The sequence below is a fragment of the Mariprofundus erugo genome (genome assembly GCF_005818865.1).
Taxonomy (GTDB): domain Bacteria; phylum Pseudomonadota; class Zetaproteobacteria; order Mariprofundales; family Mariprofundaceae; genus Mariprofundus; species Mariprofundus erugo.
Genome location: NZ_VBRY01000005.1, coordinates 128471 through 146538, shown reverse-complemented (window position 1 = coordinate 146538; position 18068 = coordinate 128471). Strand labels below are relative to the sequence as shown.

Genomic DNA, 18068 nt, shown 5'->3' with positions numbered 1-18068 from the left:
GAGGCGGAAGCTGCATGAAAATCAATCACAAACTGATCATTGCATTTACCCTGGTGGCGCTGTTCGTCATTCTGCTCGGCATTCTGTCGACCAAAAACCAGCAGGAGCTGCAAGATGAAGTCGACATTATTTATACATCGAATATCGGTGAAATGCGTTTCACCCACGAAATCGCCTATCACCTGCAACGGGCCAAATCAAATCTGCGCCTGCTGATCCTCGAATCTGAATACGGCACGGCAAATGATCGCGACTATGCCATGCTGCAGGCACGCAACAGTCTGGATGAACTTGATGAGATGAGTAAAAAGCTCAACGAGACACTTGCCCATAACGCAGAAACTGTGACTGCAAGCAATCACCCCGAATCCATGCCCGTCATCCGTGAGCAGCAGGCACAGCTTGTCGAAACGACCAGTCAGATCAAGACACTGACATCCATTGCCGAGCAGCTGATGGCGCTGTACGCCGATGGCAAACATCCGCCCATGGCCGCAGCAATCGCCCTTGAAAAGCAGATGCAGCCTGCCTCCAGAGAGGCCCAGGAAAACATAGAGAAACTTGAGGTCGGTGCTGTCAATAATATCGCGACCTCAGTCACCGAAATACGGCGAATGATCATCCGGGACATGGAAACCGCCGGTGCTGTTACCCTGACTGCATTCCTGTTCGCCATGTTGCTTGCCTGGATTATTTCACGCTCGATTGTCAGAAACATTACCCGGCTCAAACAGGCAAGTGCCCGCATTGGCAATGGCCAGCTTGATACCATCATCGACATTGATACAAGTGACGAGCTGGGCGAGTTGGCGGCAGATATCAATAAAATGGCTGCCAACATTGAGGCCATGACGGTGTCACGCAATGCCCTGACGGCTGAGATCGGTGAACGCAAACGTACAGAGGAGGCGTTGACCGAACAGAAGGAGCGTGCCGAAAAGGCGGACCGGGCAAAATCAGAGTTTCTGGCCAGTATGTCGCATGAAATTCGTACACCGCTGCACGGTATGCTCGGCATTGCTGAACACCTCAAAGAGAGCGGTCTTTCCCGCGAGCAGCGGGATGAGGTTGAAACCATTCTCGCTTCCGGCGGCGCTCTGCTCTCCCTGATCAATGATATTCTCGATTTTTCCAAGATCGAGGCGGGCCAGATGGAGCTTGAGGCCACCCCGTTCGAGCCATGTATGGTGGTTGATGAAGTGGCCAGAATGTTGCGCATCAAGGCCGAAGAGAAATCGATTCTGCTACACCAGCAGTTACCCGGAGACAGATGCCAGCTTGTGCTCGGGGACCCTGCCCGCCTGCGCCAGGTGCTGATCAACCTGGTCGGCAATGCCATCAAATTTACCGGCAAAGGCGGCACCATCTCGGTTGCCCTGCGCATGCAGGAGGCAAGCGATGGAAAGGTGGCCCTGACCTTTGCCGTCACCGATAGCGGCATCGGTATTCCCGCTGACAGGCTGGATGCCATTTTTGACAAATTTACCCAGGCTGACAGTTCTACTTCGCGCGAGTTCGGAGGTACAGGTATTGGCCTGAGTATCTGCCGCGATCTGATTCAGCTGATGGGAGGAACGATTACGGTGGCAAGCCAACATGGAGAAGGCTCCACATTCACCATCGAACTTGCACTGCCGGTGGCCCGGCAAGCGGCGGCGGCGCCAGTCACAACCGGCCACGATGGCGATCATTCACGCCTGCTCGGCGCACGCATTCTTGCCGCCGACGATAATCCGGTGAACTGCAAGGTACTTCAGCTGCACCTGAAAAAACTGGGCTGCGAACTGGAGCTGGCAGCCAATGGCCAGGAGGCCGTCGAGAAAGTCATGCAGGGTCATTTTCAGCTGGTGTTGATGGATATGCACATGCCGGTGATGGACGGACTTGCCGCCACCCGCGCCATACGGGCAGGTCACGGTGAGTGGGCACAGATACCGGTGATTGCCATGACCGCCAATGTCATCAAGGGGACCCGCGAGGCATGCATCGAAGCGGGCATGAATGACTACCTGTCCAAACCGGCCAAGCCGGTTGAACTTAAGGCCATGCTGCTGCGCTACCTGAACTGAATATAAGGCAGCGCTTCCCGCGTCACCTCTACTCATGCTCCTCTGTGGTCGCGGACTCGTCCGACTGCCAGATGCTCCAGGTCATGCCCACTGCGATTGCCAGATAGTTCTGACTGCGAACCAGCGGGCTGTTGCTGACCACCCCCGCTTTAAGATTCCGGTAGCGCAAGGCCCCGTAAAGGGTGACATCATCAGTAATGGCGTAACGAACCGTTGCTCCGGCTGCCAGCGAATGCAGACCGGCCCTCGCTGTATAGGCAGCCCTGGCCGGCGTCACAAACTGCGGTGCAACACCATAATAGGTGTTATTAAACCCGCGCGATGCATAAAGAATTCCGGCATTCAACCTCAGACTTAATTGCGATGTCGGACGCAGGCGATACTGCAGATCAGGCTCCAGCAACCAGCCCGGCGTGGTACCGGATGTATCGATAATACCGCGCCATGGTAAACGCAGCTTCAAATCCGACAGTTCCGAGTCATATATCTGCCAGTTAAGGCGCGGCCCGGCCTGAAAATTAAACTTTAACTCCGGCATTCCGGCTCGTGCACGATTGGAGTTGCGCACGGGTAGCCCGGCCCCGAATGATGCATCCAGAGTCAGCTGTTTTAATCCGAACAGCTCGGCCCGGATACCATCGCGGTCCACCTTAAAGCGATCACCCCGGTAAACCACATAGGGAACGGGTACTGCCAGCGTATAACGCTCATCACTGCCCATATATTGCGGCAATGACACCGCGCCACCCCCAAGCCCGAGCTCCCACTTCGGCAATGCCTTTTCAGCAGCGTCTGCGAGTGGTGACAGCATCATGGCCACCGCCATGGTGGCGCCAAAGCAACCACGCATGGCTGTGCCCCTGGCCCGGTGATAAGCAGCGGCTCCGGATTCAACATATACGGGCATATCCACCCCCATGAAAATTTTGCGCACTATAGCCAACCGCGATTGCAGATGAACCCCACAGGAGAGGTGGATGAATCAACACCGCTCCGGTCACAGACTCACCTGCAGAAGCGACAGATCCAGTCGGGCAGGCATTGCTTTTTCCCCCTGATCATCGTCAAATATGCAGGTGAAGCACGATCCTTTCAGAGCCATTGATCCCCTCCTGCTGCCGGCTGATCTTTTGCAGCTGTGCCGGCACCTTGCCGCCAGCGGCGGGCGGGCCTGGCTGGTCGGTGGTTGCGTGCGTGACCTGCTGCTGGGCATTCCCCCGCATGATTATGATGTTGAAGTGTACGGTCTGCATGAATCCGCATTGACCACTGCGCTGCAGCAGCTCGGCCGCTGTGAACAGGTCGGCAGGCAGTTCGGCGTGCACAAGCTGTGGCTGCACGGCCGCACGATTGATGTCGCACTGCCCCGTACCGAGGTCAAACAGGGCGAGGGCCATCGCGCCTTCAGCGTACAGAGTGATCCCTTTCTTACCCCTGAAATAGCCAGTCTGCGCCGTGATTTCACCATCAATGCGATGATGTATGATCCCATCCATGCGCACTTGCTGGACCTGCATGGCGGGCAAAGCGATCTGGCCTCCCGCACCTTGCGCCATGTCAGTGCAGCCTTTGGTGAGGATCCGCTACGGCCGCTCCGCGCCATGCAGTTTGCCGCCCGATTCAGTATGCGTCTGGCGGCGGAAACGGGCGTCATCTGCCGCGCCCTGATTGATGAGGCCACCACCCTGCCCGGCTCCCGCATCAGAGAGGAGTGGATGAAATGGTGTCACGCTGCCACCCCCTCTTACGGATTGCGTGCACTCAGGGAGAGTGGCTGGCTGGCCCTCTACCCTGAACTTTTTGCACTGACTGATTGTCCGCAGGATCCCCGCTGGCATCCTGAGGGTAGTGTATGGAAACACACGCTGCAGGTGGTCGATCAGGCAGCCCGGATTGCGGATCGTCAGGGGCTTGACCGGCACGCGCGCGAACAACTGCTGATCGCCGCTCTTTGCCATGATATGGGGAAGGTCGATACCACCATCCGCCATGATAACGGACGCATCAGCTCCCCCGGCCACAATCTGCAAAGTCTGACGCGGGCCGGCAGCTTTCTGCGCCGGATTGATTTCCCCAAAGAGATGGAAGCGTATATCTCGCCACTGATCCGGGAGCATATGACCCATATGCACGGCATTGCCAGTGAGAAAAGCGTACGCCGGCTGGCATTCCGTCTGCAGCCGGCAAACATTGAATTATGGGAGATGCTGGTCGAAGCGGATGCATCCGGCCGCTTTCCGGCCCCCCCTTCACGACCGGCTCAGGAGTGGTTACAACTTGCCATCACCATGCAGCAGCACCACCATCCTGTCCGGAGAGTGATTACGGGCAGGGTGTTGATCGACTGCGGCATTGAGCCTGGCCCGGCCATGGGCGCACTGCTCGCCAAGGCCTACGAGGCGCAGCTGAACGGCGATTTTTTCGACATCGACAGTGCCCGCACATGGCTTGCACGTGAAATCCCCCCTGAAGCCGTCGCGCCATCATCGTAATCCATACATCGGCGCACAGCTCTGTTCAGGAGGCAGCTTCCTTGCCGGTGTCTGCGGTCGGTACACTTATGCGTGCAATCATCAGGCCCAACTCGTAAAGCAGCAGCATCGGAATGGCCAGCAACACCTGTGAGATAACATCGGGCGGCGTAAGAATCGCTGCCACCACAAAGGCCCAGACAATAATATAGCGACGCTGGCGGGCCATCCCCTCGGCTGTCGCAATATTAAGGCGCGCCAATACCATCATCACAATCGGAATCTGGAAGCAAAGTCCGAAGGCAAAGACCAGCTTGAGAAACAGCGACAGATACTCTTTCACCGCTGGCAGCGCATGAATCTGATCGGTGGCAAAGCCAAGGAAAAACTGGAAAATCAGCGGAAACACAATGTAGTAGGCGAATGCACCACCACCACTGAAGAGAATCACACTGGCTACAACGGCAAACAGGAACAACCGCTTTTCATGCTTGTAGAGGCCGGGGGCCACAAAGGCCCAGAACTGGTAAAAGGTGAGCGGCGAGGTGACAAAAAGACTGCCAAGCAGCGCAATCTTCAGATAGGTAAAAAAGACATCCGGCGCATTAAGAAAAATCATCGGTGTGCCGGCAGGCAAGGCGCTCAACAACGGCGCCGCCATAAAGTTGAACACCGGTGCCGACCAGTTCATCAACACCATGACACCGGCAACAAATACCGCCAGCGCCAGACGTATCCGCCACTGCAGTTCTTTCAGGTGGGAGAGAAACCCTTCTCCGGCTTCAGCCATTACTGTTTCCCGTTCGTTGCATCTGTCTGAGGGCGAGCTTCAGCAATCTCGGCATCGGAGGCGGATGCCTTGATATGATCAAGCTCCGACTTCAACTGATTGCCGGCATCCTGCACCGGTCGCGTGATATCACTTGCTTCACGGTGGATTTCACTGCTGATATGACCCATCCAGCTGCGACCATAGCGCACCCAGCGACCAATCTGGCCGAGGAACTCCGGCATACGTTCGGGACCGACCACGACAAACAGGACAATACCGATCAATAACAGTTCAAACAGCCCGATATCGGGCATAAGCGCTCCTAATCCTTCTTGGCGGCAATATCGTCAGTCCCTTTTGTCGCATTGCCGGCGGGTTCATCATCGGACATGGTCTTGCGGAAATTCTTGATTCCCTTGGCCAGCCCTGCCCCCAGCTGCGGCAGTTTTCCTGCACCGAACAGCAGCACCACAATCAACAGTATCAACAGTAACTCGGTTGTTCCCAGTCCAAACATTCAAACCCCCTCTTCTGCTGCGGAGAGACTGACTCCCGGCACACCGGTGAATCAGACCGAAAAGGAAAGCATGGATTCCTTTTCAACGATGGAAGTGCTGATTGACTTCAGCGCTTCCGGGCAAACCAACCATGGCTGATAAGCCAGCGGACTTTCCGCATCTGCTCCGCGCGGACTATATAAAATCCGCCAGACAATGCCAGTCACCAGACCGCCTGCAGCAACGGTGCACGATGGTGCGCACAGAAATAGCTATGACTGCAGCGGAATCGTGCCCTGTCGGAATCAGGAAAATAGCCCTTTTCGCTTCGTTGCTATTTTAACGATCGGCCATATAATGCCGAAAAGAAAAAAAGGTGGCTATTTGATGCCCAAGTACAAACGCTTTGCTGATGCATCTGTCAGTGAAAAGATTCTCGACTCGATGTTCCTTATCACCATAGGCGTCGCCTATATGTTTGCCCTGCTGAACCTCTACTATACCCATCAGGGACGGGACGGTAAGCCTGGCCTGTCGGTCCGGGACGTACAGCTGGCCTATTACGGCAGCCACAACCAGACCCGTCTGGGCGCAGCCATTAACGGCCCGATGGAACCCAACCTGCCCAATGAGGCGGCCAAACAAACCATTCTGGACTGGATCAACAATGGCGCCAAAGAGGCCGAGTTCCACGAGAAGGTCGAGCCGATCATGCAGAAAAACTGCATCATGTGCCACTCGGCTGAAAGTGGCCTGCCCATCCCTCACTTTACCTCATACGCCAATGTGGTGCAGCTGACTGAAACAGATACCGGCGCCACCATTCCGGCACTGGTGCGCGTTTCCCATATTCACCTCTTCGGCATTGCCTTTATCCTCTTCTTTGTCGGTCGAATTTTCATACTTTGTGAAATGCCCGTACTCATCAAACGCATTGCTGTGGCCATTCCGTTCATGTTTCTGCTGATGGATATCAGTTCCTGGTACATCACCAAGATCATGCCCGGCTTTGCCTATGTGGTAATCGCCAACGGTGCCCTGATGGGAATCTCTTTCGGTGGTCAGTTGCTGACCAGCCTGTATCAGATGTGGCTGTATAAACCGAAATCGATACCTGTCGACATGTAACGAACGTGTACAATTTTATCCCTGCGCGCATTCATTCCATCTGTGCATGAATCGCGCCAGGGGTTATGATAGCTCCGTATGGAGCAGATTAAAGGAGAACGACCATGAAAAAATCATTTGTACTGCTTGCAACAACCGCCATTTTTGCACTGACCTCTCAGGTTGCCATGGCCGAAGTCGATGCGCAAAAAATATTCGACGCCAAGTGCAAGGGATGCCACAAGGTGGATGGCAAAAAAGTTGGACCGGGCTTTGCACAGATGAACACCGATGCAGCTGCCCTGAAAGAAACCATCGCCAACGGCCGCAAAATGATGCCTAAATTCAGCGGCAAACTGGATGAGGCAGAGATCGATGCAATGGTGGCATTCATTCAGAGCAACCAGCACAACTAACCCTTGCGCTGGCCATCCTTGTGGTAAATAGTTAGGCCATCATTTCGGAGGGAAGGAGAGTCTATGGGAATTAAAAAGTGGATCGGGGTTCTGGCTGCCCTGACAATTATGCCTGCAGCCGCATCAGCAGCATCTGACACACTGGATGGAAAGGCGCTATACGAGGCGAACTGTGCACTCTGTCACGGGAAAACCGGTGAAGTATCTGACTACGGTAAAACCCTGAAACCCTTCCCTGCCAGAAATCATCGTGCGATCGCAAAGCTGGTCAGCCGCGATGAACTGCGCCGTATTATTACTTACGGTGTAGAAGGCACGGCGATGAACCCCAAGAAGTACACCCTGGATGCATTGCAGATTGAAGCAGTGATTGATTACATTCAGACTTTTGATTACACCCCTAACCTCGCCAACGGCAAGGCTCGCTTCGAAGCCGTCTGCTCAACCTGCCATGGTATGGATGGTCGTGCAGTGACCGGTATCGGCGCCAAGAATCTGGTTTACACCAACCTGAATCTGACTGAAATCGTACACACCATGCGTTATGGCCGTCCGGGCACCCTGATGACCAGCAAGCGCCATCAGCTGAATAACACCGACATTGCTGATATCGCTTACTACGTTAACTCACTGCGTTACATGTCCAACCCTGCTAACGGCAAGGCGCTTTATGCCAGCAACTGCGCCTCCTGCCACAGCAGCCCGCGCTCCATCAAGCTGATCGGTAACGCTGCAGAAACCCGCTCGATCTCGGATCTCTCTGATCGCCTGCTGGATCTGCGTATCCGTCACGGTCGTCACATTGATCGCGCCGGCAAGAAAGTGGAAGCCATCAGCTCCGATGATATGCAGGATATCATTGCCTACATGAGGAAAGAAGCACAGTAATGACTGATAACATGCACGAAAATCGCGCCTCCCAATTGGGGGGCGCTGATCTTTTTGACCTGGACATTATTAAAAAGTACGACAAGGCCGGTCCTCGTTATACCTCATATCCGACTGCACCGATGTTCCATGCCGGTATCGGCTCTGCCGATTATGCCGCCACCCTTAAAAGGGTTGCAGACGATGAGGCGCCGCTGTCGCTCTATATTCATATCCCGTTCTGCAACACGGTCTGCTACTACTGTGGCTGCAACAAGATTGTCACCAAACAGTATGATCGTGCAGCCCCCTATCTCGAGCTGCTGCTGAAAGAGATCGATATGGTGGCAGACGCCATGGGTAACACCCGTCGCCCGGTCACCCAGCTTCACTTCGGCGGTGGCACCCCGACCTTCATGAACAACGATCAGATGCGCATCATCATGGCACGCCTGCGCGAGCGCTTTAACTTCGTGCCGACCGATCAGGGTGAATTCAGCATCGAGATTGATCCGCGCGAGTGCGATGAAAACACCGTTGCCGTGCTGCAGGAGATCGGCCTGAACCGCATGAGCATGGGCGTTCAGGATTTCGATCCGATCGTGCAGAAGGCAGTCAACCGCATTCAGAGCAAGGAAGAGACGATGCGTGTGCTCAATGAGGCGCGCGCGCATGGCTTTGAGTCGATGAATATCGACCTGATGTATGGCCTGCCGCACCAGACGGTAGAGACATTTGATCGTACACTGGACACCATCATCGAGTTCAGCCCTGATCGCATTGCGCTGTTCAACTATGCCCACCTGCCGCACATGTTCATGCCACAGCGGCGCATTGATGAAGCAGCCCTGCCTAGCCCACAGGAAAAGCTCAATATCCTTGAGCACAGCATCAATAAATTGCTTGATGCCGGCTATGTATTCATTGGCATGGATCACTTTGCCAAGCCTGACGACGAGCTCACCATTGCGCAGCAGGAAGGCAAGCTGTACCGCAACTTCCAGGGCTACAGCACGCAGGCTGATTGCGATCTGATCGGCCTTGGCGTCACCTCCATTGGCTATGTCGGCGGTGGCTTCTTTCAGAACGCACGCGAGATGGATGCATACACAGAGGCGGTTGAAGGCAACGATTTCGCTGTATTCCGTGGCTATATCCTGTCGGATGAAGATCACCTTCGCCGCCAGGTGATTATGCGCCTGATGTGTGATTTTGCTCTCGATTACGGGCAGTTTGAACAGGAGTTCGGCATCGACTTCAAAGCCCACTTCGCTGATGGACTTGCGGATCTTGCCGAAATGCAGGCCGATCAGCTGGTCGAGCTGCGCGATGACGGACTGCGTGTGCTGCCGGCCGGTCGCCTCCTGATCCGCAACGTGGCCATGGTATTTGATGAATACCTGCAGAAGAAAAAAGAAGGTACCAGTTTCTCCAAAGTGATCTGATACCGGTATGTATGTCAGGGCCGGGTATGATTACCCGGCCTTTTTCTTTTTTTTGCTGTAGTCTTTCCACCTTCAGCAAGTGACCCTTGCAGCATAAGGGAGATGGTGATTTATTGCCATCATGGCAAAAATCAGTTCGCAAAGACAAATGCGTGACAAAGAGGCAGGAAGCCGATTGGACGGCCCACGGCCGCCCGCAGGGCGAGGCATGATGCCCGAGTCATTTTGTCTTTACTTACAAATCAGGCACTTATGCGTCTGATTTGGCGAGCCGTCCATGGCTCGCTCGAAGCGTCGAATGAATCAGCGCTTCCTAAGGAGATCGTCCAGTGCACATTCAAGATGACACCCGTACCCTTTATGAGCGCATAGGCGGTGAAGAGAACGTGCGCCTGCTTGTACAGCGCTTCTATCACCACATGGATACACTGCCGGAAACGCAGTCCATTCGCTGGATGCATGCGGACAACCTGCAATCAGCTGAGGAGAAGCTGTTTCTGTTTCTCTCCGGCTGGATGGGCGGACCATCCCTCTATATTGAAAAATACGGCCACCCTCGCCTGCGTATGCGTCATCTTCCCTTCGCCATCGGAGCAGCAGCGAGGGATCAGTGGATGCTGTGCATGAAACTCGCGCTGGATGAGGTAGTCAGCGATAAGCCGCTGCGCGACGAGCTCTATGCCGCCTTTTACGGCATTGCCGATTTTATGCGCAACCGGGACGACGGAGAGAGCGCGTGAAACATGTGCAGAATAACAGTGCAGACTACCTCTATTCACGCAAGAAACCGGCAAAGATTATCGCTGTCTACAACATCAAGGGTGGCGTCGGCAAAACATCCACGGCGGTCAATCTGGCCTGGCTTGCCTCCCGTCATGACGGACAGGTTCTGCTTTGGGATCTTGATCCGCAGGGAGCTGCGGCCTATTGCCTGCAGGCCAAGGCGGGCAAACGCAGTGATCAGCTGTTAAAAGGCAAGCTGGCTGCCGACAAGGCCATCACCCGTACCGCCTATGAGCATCTCGATTTACTGCGCGCTGATTTCTCGCTTCGCCACGCCGATCTTCTGCTCAGTGATATGAAGAAGCCGGAAGAACAGTTGAGCCGGGTGATTGCACCGATGATAAAGTCATATGACTTTATCATCATCGACTCGCCTCCCGGCCTCACCCTTCTCTCCGAAGCCATTTTCAAGGTTGCCGATCTGGTGGTATTCCCCACCCTGCCCTCTATCCTTTCATTGCGGATGCTGGCAGAGCTGCTCGACTTTAAAAAAGAGCATCACCTCAAACAGCTGCATATTCGTGCATTTCTGAATATGGTCGACAGTCGCAAAAGCCTGCACCGGCAGATCATCGCTGAACGCCACCGCATGGGCAAAGTGATGCTCAACAGCCAGATCCCGTATGCCAGTGCCGTTGAGCAGATGGCTGAACGGCGCATGCCGCTCCCCTGTTTTGATCCCCACTCTCCGGCGGCTCTCGCCTATGGCATCCTCTGGGCAGAAGTATTTGATGCCCTGCAGGCAATCAAAAAGAAGGGCTCATAAGCAAGCGCATCCAGCTTTGCCCGAACGGCCTGGAAGTGGCATATTTTGTGCTCTGACATCATTCAGACTCAATCTTGAGGCCACACATCTGAGGAGGCACCATGCAGTGGGACCAGATGAAATGCCAGGGGCGAGAGCTTGCAGAATGTTGCCGACATGCTCTGCCCTGCTGGAGTATCGAACAGGTCACCGATGGCGACAGACGGGAGTTCCTGGCTCGACTGGATACTTGCAGCTTCTGTAAGCATTATGCACCCTCAACTATGGATAACCTGATTGCTTACAGGCTCGATGCCGATGATATCATCGTTTACGCCAACAAAGTCTGGGACGCATTCGCGCAAAACCATAATGGTGCCAACTGCTGTCTGAGTCAGATCAGGGGAAAGTCTCTCTGGTCACAAATCTCCGATGCTGAAACCACGATGATTTATAAAAAGGTTTTCGAGAAAGCACGCAGTTCCTACCAGGCCATTGCTTTCAGGTTGCGCTGCGATGACCTCAATGAGATGCGCTTTCTGGATGTGCGGGTTATTCCTCTACCGCATCATTGGCTAGAACTTAACTTTACTATTACAGAACAGCGTCCGCGTGAACCTCAGGCAATTCCACAGCAGTATAATGAGCATAATATCATCACAATGTGTTCATTTTGCGGCGATCTGAAGGGCCGGGATGGCAACTGGCATGCTATCGAAGATAAAATCACTTCTGCCGATTTGTTTCAATACGACCCGCTTCCAAAAATCAGTCATGGACTATGCACTGAATGCTCGACAAATTTTCTGAAATCCATCCGAACCCTTAAGGATAAACCTCTTCCGGGGTCAGTTCTTTAGTCTGCACTTTTCAGCCAGTTCAGCCACTTCATTTGCGTGATGACTGCCCAGCAGCTCCCTCTGAATTTGGGAAACTCTGGAAACAGAGATGCCAAACAGCGCAGCAACATCCCCCACGGATAAATTCACCACCCTTCTCAACAGAACTACGCTAAAAGCATAGGCCTTCCTGTGGGATCGCGACAGTACACTTTCAACATCACAGCTGAAATACCCTGCAACAGTACCCAGAACGCCATCAGCAGTCGGACGGGCTGGCTGTAGCTGTACTTTTGGAATATTGGCAACCCCATCCACAGGCACCTGCCGCTGCATCTGTTCTAGAAAAGCCTCTCTGCCCAACCATATTTGCCCATGCAACTCGTCCCATGGCGATGCAGTATTCATCCCGTCAAGGACAAAACGGGCATAAGATTTTTCATCCCCGAAATATTTCATCAACTGCTGCAATGCCATCCACGGTGGAGATGCAACCAAACCAGCCGAACTTCTGTAGCTACTCCATATATATGCTTCCGGGGCCTCCACCATCCCGGCCCGCACAGGGTTTAAGGCGATGTAGCGCACCAACTCAAGAAGATAGGCATCCTTTTCAACCACGATACTCTTGTAACGGCCCTGAAAAACATGGCCGACATACCCGTGACGATGGTTGAACCCTTGCGTATAGCTGCCATTCAGTCGGCGCATTCCCTTAACAAGGCTTCCCTCCGGCGTTTCGACCAGTAAATGATAGTGATTATCCATCAGGCAATAGGCATAACAGATCCACTGTTGCTGTTCGATCTCCTGACCGAGCAGCTCAAGAAAACAGTTTCGATCAGAGTCATCGAGGAAAATATTATCTTTACCATCACCTCGTGCAGTCAGATGATAGCAGGCTCCGGGATATTCAATTCGTAGCGGGCGAGACATAACGTACTTATAGTTGGCTCAACCCGTAACTAGCAACTAAAGAACTGACCCCATTGTTTTCAAAGGCTCCTTGTTTTTTTTCCAAATAACTAACAGCAATAGGAACGCCCAAATCCCAACGATCACATCCATAATGTTACGAGCAATCCAGTCGTTTTTATCCAACTCTAATATCTCCCGGACATCCTTATAATTGGTGACAATCTGGCCATGATGTTCCACCTGCATCACCCAATCGTGATAGCCAAAATCTATCGTTATAAGGAGGCCTAATCTGGACTGACTCAGGATAGTCACAGCTTCACCAATCAATGGCTTGAGTCGTTCAAAATCGTCAAACAGAGGATGGATGAACCGATACGATGCGGAAGAACCATCCGGACGTTTTACGCCAAGCCACATATCACGACTTTTTCCCACGCGATATACCGCCGTGAGTACCACCTCCCGCTTGTCCATCTGTTCCAAAGTCAGGATCGGCGTATTTATATTGATAATTATGAAGACTTATCATTGAGGTTGCTATGAGTATCAAAATATAAATATTTTTTGATTCCTGCCGCTTTAGTGCGCGCACAATCATTCGCTGCCAAAATTCAGTGGCTTGCAGCCACCCCATCACGCCCGCAGGACGCGGAACAGAATCCTGGTATTCAGCTCTGATCATCTTCTCCGACTCAGACGGGACCGGGATACCATACAGAATTCGAGTCTCTCTTCTGCCGAGAAAAATCAGTGTACCAGCGAGACACAGGAAAATTATCGCGACGACACTCTTTATCTCCATCGGGTTTTGGACAGGGGCTCTGCCGAAAAGGGCGAGGTTTAAAGTAATTAGAATCAGCAGGATACATGCGGCCTTCGTCGCTTTGAAGGCCCATGTCTTCTGTCGCAAAAAGCCATACGCGATACATTCAAGCAACACGAAATCCACGGTCCAATTGGATATCAAGCCATTGTTCATATTAGTTTTCTGGTTGCCTATCCCGAAAATCAAGAGCCCGACTATCGCCACGAAAAAAGCAATCATACGGATTATTTTTATATTGAAATCATGAATGACCGATCCGGGGTGCGTCAGCGCCCATAGCACGCGTCGCAGCCATCGTGCGCAGAACTTCAGTACCCCGGCAACGCTCAAATGCTGCAGATCATTCCGTAGTGATTCGATGTCGAAATCACGGCCCGACTCATGCTGCCGCTCGTCTTCAGCCAGCGTAATGAAACCGAACAAGATCCTTGTTTTTCGTTTCATGAGAAACAGAAACGTGCCAATGGCCCAGAGCATTGTCAGTACATTTGCAACCGTCGTGCCGTTAGCGATGCGCATTACATCGATCAGAACGACGACGCCACAAACAATAGCTGTCCACTTGTAAGCCCATGCTTTCAGCTGCCAGAAGCCATAGGATATCCATATAAGCAGAGATCCGATCGCCAAAGCGGTAAGTGCGTAGTAACTGCTCATAATGGTGGAATTACCGACCAGCAGGAAAAACATGCCGGACAGAACAATGCTGAGCGCGATCAGGGTAAACGCTGTTGCATATGCTTTCCCGGCACTTAAAACGCTGGCCCTGGAGATTTGATGACGAGGCGCTATCATCAAAACGCACCTGCCTGTACAGACAGAACGGTCATACGTATATCTTCAGGATACTGGCTCCCGCTGCTGACCTGCTGCAGCTCAACAGCCATCCCCTGAAATCCCATCAATCACTCCACTCCCATGCTCCGAATCATCCGGGAGCAACGCGTCATTCTAGGGAATGGGAATATTTTGCAAGCCATCCAAATGGATGACATGAGTGGCTATCTTATGATTTGTAATCACTCTTTTGCACGCATGCGGATGCAAAAAAATACCCAAAGTACGGTACCGAAGCGGTAACCCGAAGGAAAGAGCTACCTCAGCGATCGGGGAATCCGACGGCGGCAGACTCGTACACCGGCCGGTCAATGCGGAAGCCGGTGACATCCACGGCCGGCTCCTCCCCCATCATCCAGCGGCTCATCAACTCGGCGGTACCCGGCGCAAGTACCACCCCGTTGCGATAGTGGCCGGTCGCCACCCACAAGCCGGGGCGCCCGTTCACCGGTCCCAGATATGGCAGTCCGTCAGGCGTTCCCGGCCGGAAGCCCATCCACTGCTCAACAATCTCCGCATCCTTCAACCCGGGGGCCATCCGCCAGGTCGCTTCAAGCAGGCGGTTGACGACAGGTTCGGTATTCCCCTTGGAAAAGCCGACCCTCTCCATGCTTGCACCTATCAGAATATGGCCATCCACACGCGGCACCAGGTAGGCATCATCATGTTTGACGATATGAGCCAGTTTGCCCGGGGTATCCTTAAGCAACACAATCTGCCCCTTCACTGGTTCTACCGGCAATGAGATGCCCCACTGTTCGGCCAGCTCCCCGCTCCAGCTGCCGGCAGCAAGCAACACCGCATCCGCCTCAATCGACGAACCATCGGCCAGCATCAGGCCAGTCGCCCTGCCACCGGCTTCCAGCAGGCTCGTCACTTCGCACATCTCACGAATCTCGACGCCACTGAGCTCCAGCGCCTTACGGGCCGCCTGCAGCAAACGCGGATTGCGCACCTGCCCGACCTCCGGCCACAGCAGTGCCCCGTCCACTTCGGGTGAAAGCGTCGGTTCAGCATCAACTGCCTGTTGCCGGTTGAGAAGATCCAGCTGCCAGCCGAATTGCTGCGACCAGGCGATGGCCTGCGCCTGATGATTGACCCGATCATCGGAGAACAGCGGAATCATCAGGCCTGACTTCCGCCACTGAATCGACATGCCGGTCAGATGATAAAGATCACGATTGAGCGCCGGATAAAGATTGAGACTGTAATCAACAAAATGGCTCAGACTGTCCGGGTAAAGCCACGGATGAATCGGACAGAGAATACCGGCACCCGCCCATGAGGACTCCTGCCCTGTCCGCCCCCGCTCGATGACCACCGGTTTTGCTCCCAAACGGTGCAGATACAGGGCCGTCAGACAACCAACCACCCCTCCGCCGATCACAGCTACACGCATTCCTGCCCCTGTCTGACTCACATCTCCCTCCTGGACCACCTTGCAACAATTGCCTGGGAATGCGCTGATTCACCCGGCGCTTCCGAGCGGGCCATGAACAGCTCACCACAATCAGGCCGAATTGGATACTTGACCTTTGTGGCTGACTTTTGCCCGAATGGCAACCAATCAGCATCCTCCCGGACAAAACCGGCCCCCGACAACCACCCGGAATGGCAGCGAATTGAGCCATCCGGTTGCAACAACACCTGATCCGGCTTGCACCGGCCATCCTATGTCGCCACCATGCCGCCATGCAGGCCACAGCTACAGATTCCATGCAATTAGCAGAAGCATATCAGCAATGCATGGCAATCGCACGACAACACTATGAAAATTTCCCGACAGCCTCGCATCTGATCAAGGCTGATGTACGCCCGGCTGTTGCCGCAATCTATGCATTTGCACGTCATGCCGACGACCTTGCCGATGAGGGAGATCTCTCGGCAAAAACCCGGCTGAAACAGCTGGATGCATGGGAAACCCTGCTTGAGCGAGCCGAAAAGAGTCAGCCGGTTGACCAGCCGATCTTTACGGCCCTTGCTGATGCCATCCGTTCGCATCAGTTGCCCGTGGAGGAGCTGTATAACCTGCTGATTGCCTTCCGCATGGATGTCACCCTCTATGCATACGCCAGTATCAGCGAGCTGCTCTTTTACTGCCGCCATTCCGCCAACCCGGTCGGACGGCTGATGCTGGCCCTGCATGATATTCACAGCACCGAGGCAAAACACTATTCGGACCGGATTTGTACAGCCCTGCAACTGATCAACTTCTGGCAGGATCTCAGTATCGATCTGCCAAGAGGCCGCTGCTATATCCCGGAAGAGTGGTTATCACCTTACCAGTTTGAAGCACGACAACTGCTTGCCGGGGAGATCTCCTCTCAGCAGTTTCGCCCGGTATTTCTGCATGCCATCGACGTCACCCGTGACATTCTCGGCGAAGGTGTTCCGCTGTTGCCGCTGCTGCCGTTAAGGCTCCGCTTCCAGATTGCCGCCACATTGCGCGCCGGTTTTACCCTGCTTGATCGCCTTGGCCAGCTGGAAGACCCGCTGCATCAACGACTCACCCTCAGCCGCGCCGACTGGTTCAAACTGGCCGCAGGCACACTGATCGACACACTTTTCCCTTTACGCGCCATTCACAGGAACCGCACATGACCCCTGAAGCCTACTGCCGGGACAAAACCAGAGGCTCCGGCTCCTCATTCTTTTATGCATTTCTTTTCCTGCCGGAAGAAAAACGGCGCGCCATGATGGCCTTGTATGCATTCTGTCGTGAGGTTGACGATATTGCCGATGAAGTCAGTGATCAGCAGGTTGCCCTGACCAAGCTGAACTTCTGGCGTGAGGAGCTGGCGCGGACGTTTGCCGGTCAGGCAAGCCACCCTGTCGGCCATGAGCTGTTATGGTGTGCCGGCCATTTCCCCATCAATGAGGAGTTGCTGCTGGAGATTCTCGATGGCATGCAAACCGATATCATGGCCAGACCATTCATCAAGCAATCGGATTTATCGCTGTATATCTACCGTGTAGCCGGCGTCGTCGGTCTGCTCTCCATCGAGGTATTCGGCTATAGCGAACGCAAAAGTCGCGACTTTGCCACCCGGCTGGGAGAGGCATTGCAGCTGACCAATATCCTGCGTGATCTGGCCGAGGATGCTGCCATTGGCCGCATCTATATCCCGCAAGAGGTACGCAGCCGGTATCAGGTGAGTGATCAGGCATTCAAAACCGGAACCGTGGATGAATCCATGCAGAAGCTGCTGCAGGAGTATGGCGACAAGGCGGAAAATGCCTTCCGTGATGCAGTGGCCATGCTGCCCCCCAAAGACAGGGAGAGCCTGCGCCCGTCGATCGTGATGGCCACAATCTATTATGCCTATCTGCGCCAGCTGCGCGCCATCGGCTTTGATGTATGGAGCACACCGGTCCGCATCCTGCCCTTACGCAAGATGTGGATTGCCTGGCGTGCCTGGCGTTATGAATGCAAGGCCTGCAAGCGGCAACGCCCGATTCGTCTGGAATTCTGA

General features: G+C 54.0%; 19 protein-coding genes. 11 read left to right on the top strand and 8 right to left on the bottom strand.

The genetic code is table 11. The annotated features are described in order from the left end of the window. Positions 1–14 precede the first annotated feature (14 nt). The gene (locus tag FEF65_RS06705; protein ID WP_138239029.1) at positions 15–2069 is read left to right on the top strand and encodes an ATP-binding protein; all 2055 of its coding nucleotides are present in this window, start codon (positions 15–17) and stop codon (positions 2067–2069) included. A gap of 28 nt (positions 2070–2097) precedes the next feature. On the opposite strand, the gene FEF65_RS06700 is transcribed toward FEF65_RS06705, so the two are convergent. Continuing rightward, on the bottom strand, positions 2098–2976 hold the full coding sequence (locus FEF65_RS06700; RefSeq protein ID WP_238701235.1) for a MipA/OmpV family protein: 879 nt from the start codon (positions 2974–2976) through the stop codon (positions 2098–2100). Between the two features lie 169 nt (positions 2977–3145). Between FEF65_RS06700 and FEF65_RS06695 the strand changes: the two genes are divergently transcribed. After that, on the top strand, positions 3146–4561 hold the full coding sequence (locus FEF65_RS06695; protein ID WP_238701234.1) for a CCA tRNA nucleotidyltransferase: 1416 nt from the start codon (positions 3146–3148) through the stop codon (positions 4559–4561). 25 nt (positions 4562–4586) lie between these two features. Here the strand turns inward: FEF65_RS06695 and tatC are convergent, their stop codons facing one another. From tatC to tatA, 3 genes are read right to left on the bottom strand one after another with little or no spacing between them, the layout of a single operon-like run. Continuing rightward, positions 4587–5330: a twin-arginine translocase subunit TatC gene (gene tatC, locus FEF65_RS06690; protein ID WP_138239027.1), complete on the bottom strand. Its 744-nt coding sequence runs from the start codon at positions 5328–5330 to the stop codon at positions 4587–4589. Next, positions 5330–5626 (bottom strand): Sec-independent protein translocase subunit TatA/TatB, encoded by a 297-nt coding sequence (locus FEF65_RS06685; RefSeq protein WP_138239026.1) that lies wholly within the window; start codon positions 5624–5626, stop codon positions 5330–5332. The genes tatC and FEF65_RS06685 overlap by 1 nt, the downstream gene beginning before the upstream one ends. 8 nt (positions 5627–5634) lie before the next feature. Next, positions 5635–5829: a twin-arginine translocase TatA/TatE family subunit gene (gene tatA, locus FEF65_RS13730; RefSeq protein ID WP_138239025.1), complete on the bottom strand. Its 195-nt coding sequence runs from the start codon at positions 5827–5829 to the stop codon at positions 5635–5637. A 367-nt stretch (positions 5830–6196) separates the two neighbouring features. Here tatA and FEF65_RS06675 point away from each other — a divergent pair, with 367 nt between their 5' ends. From FEF65_RS06675 to FEF65_RS06645, 7 genes are all read left to right on the top strand, one after another. Next, positions 6197–6937 (top strand): hypothetical protein, encoded by a 741-nt coding sequence (locus FEF65_RS06675; RefSeq protein WP_138239024.1) that lies wholly within the window; start codon positions 6197–6199, stop codon positions 6935–6937. A 104-nt stretch (positions 6938–7041) separates the two neighbouring features. Then, entirely contained in the window at positions 7042–7332 is a 291-nt protein-coding gene (locus FEF65_RS06670) for a c-type cytochrome (RefSeq protein ID WP_138239023.1), read from the top strand. Positions 7333–7395: 63 nt separating this feature from the next. Further along, positions 7396–8220, top strand: coding sequence for a cytochrome c (locus FEF65_RS06665; protein ID WP_138239022.1), 825 nt, complete (start codon positions 7396–7398; stop codon positions 8218–8220). Beyond that, positions 8220–9644: an oxygen-independent coproporphyrinogen III oxidase gene (gene hemN / locus FEF65_RS06660; RefSeq protein WP_202978169.1), complete on the top strand. Its 1425-nt coding sequence runs from the start codon at positions 8220–8222 to the stop codon at positions 9642–9644. Before FEF65_RS06665 ends, hemN begins: the two co-directional genes overlap by 1 nt. Positions 9645–9973: 329 nt before the next feature. Continuing rightward, the gene (locus FEF65_RS06655; protein ID WP_138239021.1) at positions 9974–10384 is read left to right on the top strand and encodes a group II truncated hemoglobin; all 411 of its coding nucleotides are present in this window, start codon (positions 9974–9976) and stop codon (positions 10382–10384) included. Then, positions 10381–11193 (top strand): ParA family protein, encoded by an 813-nt coding sequence (locus tag FEF65_RS06650; protein ID WP_238701233.1) that lies wholly within the window; start codon positions 10381–10383, stop codon positions 11191–11193. Before FEF65_RS06655 ends, FEF65_RS06650 begins: the two co-directional genes overlap by 4 nt. 101 nt (positions 11194–11294) lie before the next feature. After that, a complete protein-coding gene (locus tag FEF65_RS06645) occupies positions 11295–12032 on the top strand; it encodes a hypothetical protein (RefSeq protein WP_138239020.1) in 738 nt (245 codons plus the stop codon). On the opposite strand, the gene FEF65_RS06640 is transcribed toward FEF65_RS06645, so the two are convergent. The 4 genes from FEF65_RS06640 to thiO all read right to left on the bottom strand — a co-directional run bounded on the left by FEF65_RS06640 (position 12021) and on the right by thiO (position 16015). Then, positions 12021–12947, bottom strand: a complete 927-nt coding sequence (locus FEF65_RS06640) for a transposase (RefSeq protein WP_138239019.1) — start codon at positions 12945–12947, stop codon at positions 12021–12023. The two genes, FEF65_RS06645 and FEF65_RS06640, sit on opposite strands and share 12 nt — an antisense overlap. A gap of 36 nt (positions 12948–12983) precedes the next feature. Continuing rightward, a complete protein-coding gene (locus FEF65_RS06635; RefSeq protein WP_161595196.1) occupies positions 12984–13367 on the bottom strand; it encodes a hypothetical protein in 384 nt (127 codons plus the stop codon). Beyond that, positions 13351–14553, bottom strand: a complete 1203-nt coding sequence (locus tag FEF65_RS06630) for a hypothetical protein (protein ID WP_138239017.1) — start codon at positions 14551–14553, stop codon at positions 13351–13353. Before FEF65_RS06630 ends, FEF65_RS06635 begins: the two co-directional genes overlap by 17 nt. Before the next feature lie 304 nt (positions 14554–14857). Next, positions 14858–16015: a glycine oxidase ThiO gene (thiO, locus tag FEF65_RS06625; RefSeq protein WP_238701231.1), complete on the bottom strand. Its 1158-nt coding sequence runs from the start codon at positions 16013–16015 to the stop codon at positions 14858–14860. A 326-nt stretch (positions 16016–16341) separates the two neighbouring features. Between thiO and hpnC the strand changes: the two genes are divergently transcribed. Both hpnC and hpnD read left to right on the top strand, forming a co-directional pair. Beyond that, entirely contained in the window at positions 16342–17196 is an 855-nt protein-coding gene (gene hpnC / locus FEF65_RS06620) for a squalene synthase HpnC (RefSeq protein WP_238701230.1), read from the top strand. After that, positions 17193–18068 (top strand): presqualene diphosphate synthase HpnD, encoded by an 876-nt coding sequence (hpnD, locus tag FEF65_RS06615; protein WP_138239015.1) that lies wholly within the window; start codon positions 17193–17195, stop codon positions 18066–18068. Before hpnC ends, hpnD begins: the two co-directional genes overlap by 4 nt.

Excerpts from the sequence above, each read along its gene's own strand:
- hpnC (WP_238701230.1), top strand. The coding sequence starts at position 16,342 with ATGGCAATCGCACGACAACACTATGAAAATTTCCCGACAGCCTCGCAT.
- FEF65_RS06640 (WP_138239019.1), bottom strand. The coding sequence starts at position 12,947 with ATGTCTCGCCCGCTACGAATTGAATATCCCGGAGCCTGCTATCATCTG.
- FEF65_RS06675 (WP_138239024.1), top strand. The coding sequence starts at position 6,197 with ATGCCCAAGTACAAACGCTTTGCTGATGCATCTGTCAGTGAAAAGATT.
- FEF65_RS06700 (WP_238701235.1), bottom strand. The coding sequence starts at position 2,976 with ATGCCCGTATATGTTGAATCCGGAGCCGCTGCTTATCACCGGGCCAGG.
- FEF65_RS06705 (WP_138239029.1), top strand. The coding sequence starts at position 15 with ATGAAAATCAATCACAAACTGATCATTGCATTTACCCTGGTGGCGCTG.
- tatC (WP_138239027.1), bottom strand. The coding sequence starts at position 5,330 with ATGGCTGAAGCCGGAGAAGGGTTTCTCTCCCACCTGAAAGAACTGCAG.
- hpnD (WP_138239015.1), top strand. The coding sequence starts at position 17,193 with ATGACCCCTGAAGCCTACTGCCGGGACAAAACCAGAGGCTCCGGCTCC.
- FEF65_RS06630 (WP_138239017.1), bottom strand. The coding sequence starts at position 14,553 with ATGATAGCGCCTCGTCATCAAATCTCCAGGGCCAGCGTTTTAAGTGCC.
- FEF65_RS06670 (WP_138239023.1), top strand. The coding sequence starts at position 7,042 with ATGAAAAAATCATTTGTACTGCTTGCAACAACCGCCATTTTTGCACTG.
- hemN (WP_202978169.1), top strand. The coding sequence starts at position 8,220 with ATGACTGATAACATGCACGAAAATCGCGCCTCCCAATTGGGGGGCGCT.
- FEF65_RS06685 (WP_138239026.1), bottom strand. The coding sequence starts at position 5,626 with ATGCCCGATATCGGGCTGTTTGAACTGTTATTGATCGGTATTGTCCTG.
- FEF65_RS06665 (WP_138239022.1), top strand. The coding sequence starts at position 7,396 with ATGGGAATTAAAAAGTGGATCGGGGTTCTGGCTGCCCTGACAATTATG.
- FEF65_RS06645 (WP_138239020.1), top strand. The coding sequence starts at position 11,295 with ATGCAGTGGGACCAGATGAAATGCCAGGGGCGAGAGCTTGCAGAATGT.
- tatA (WP_138239025.1), bottom strand. The coding sequence starts at position 5,829 with ATGTTTGGACTGGGAACAACCGAGTTACTGTTGATACTGTTGATTGTG.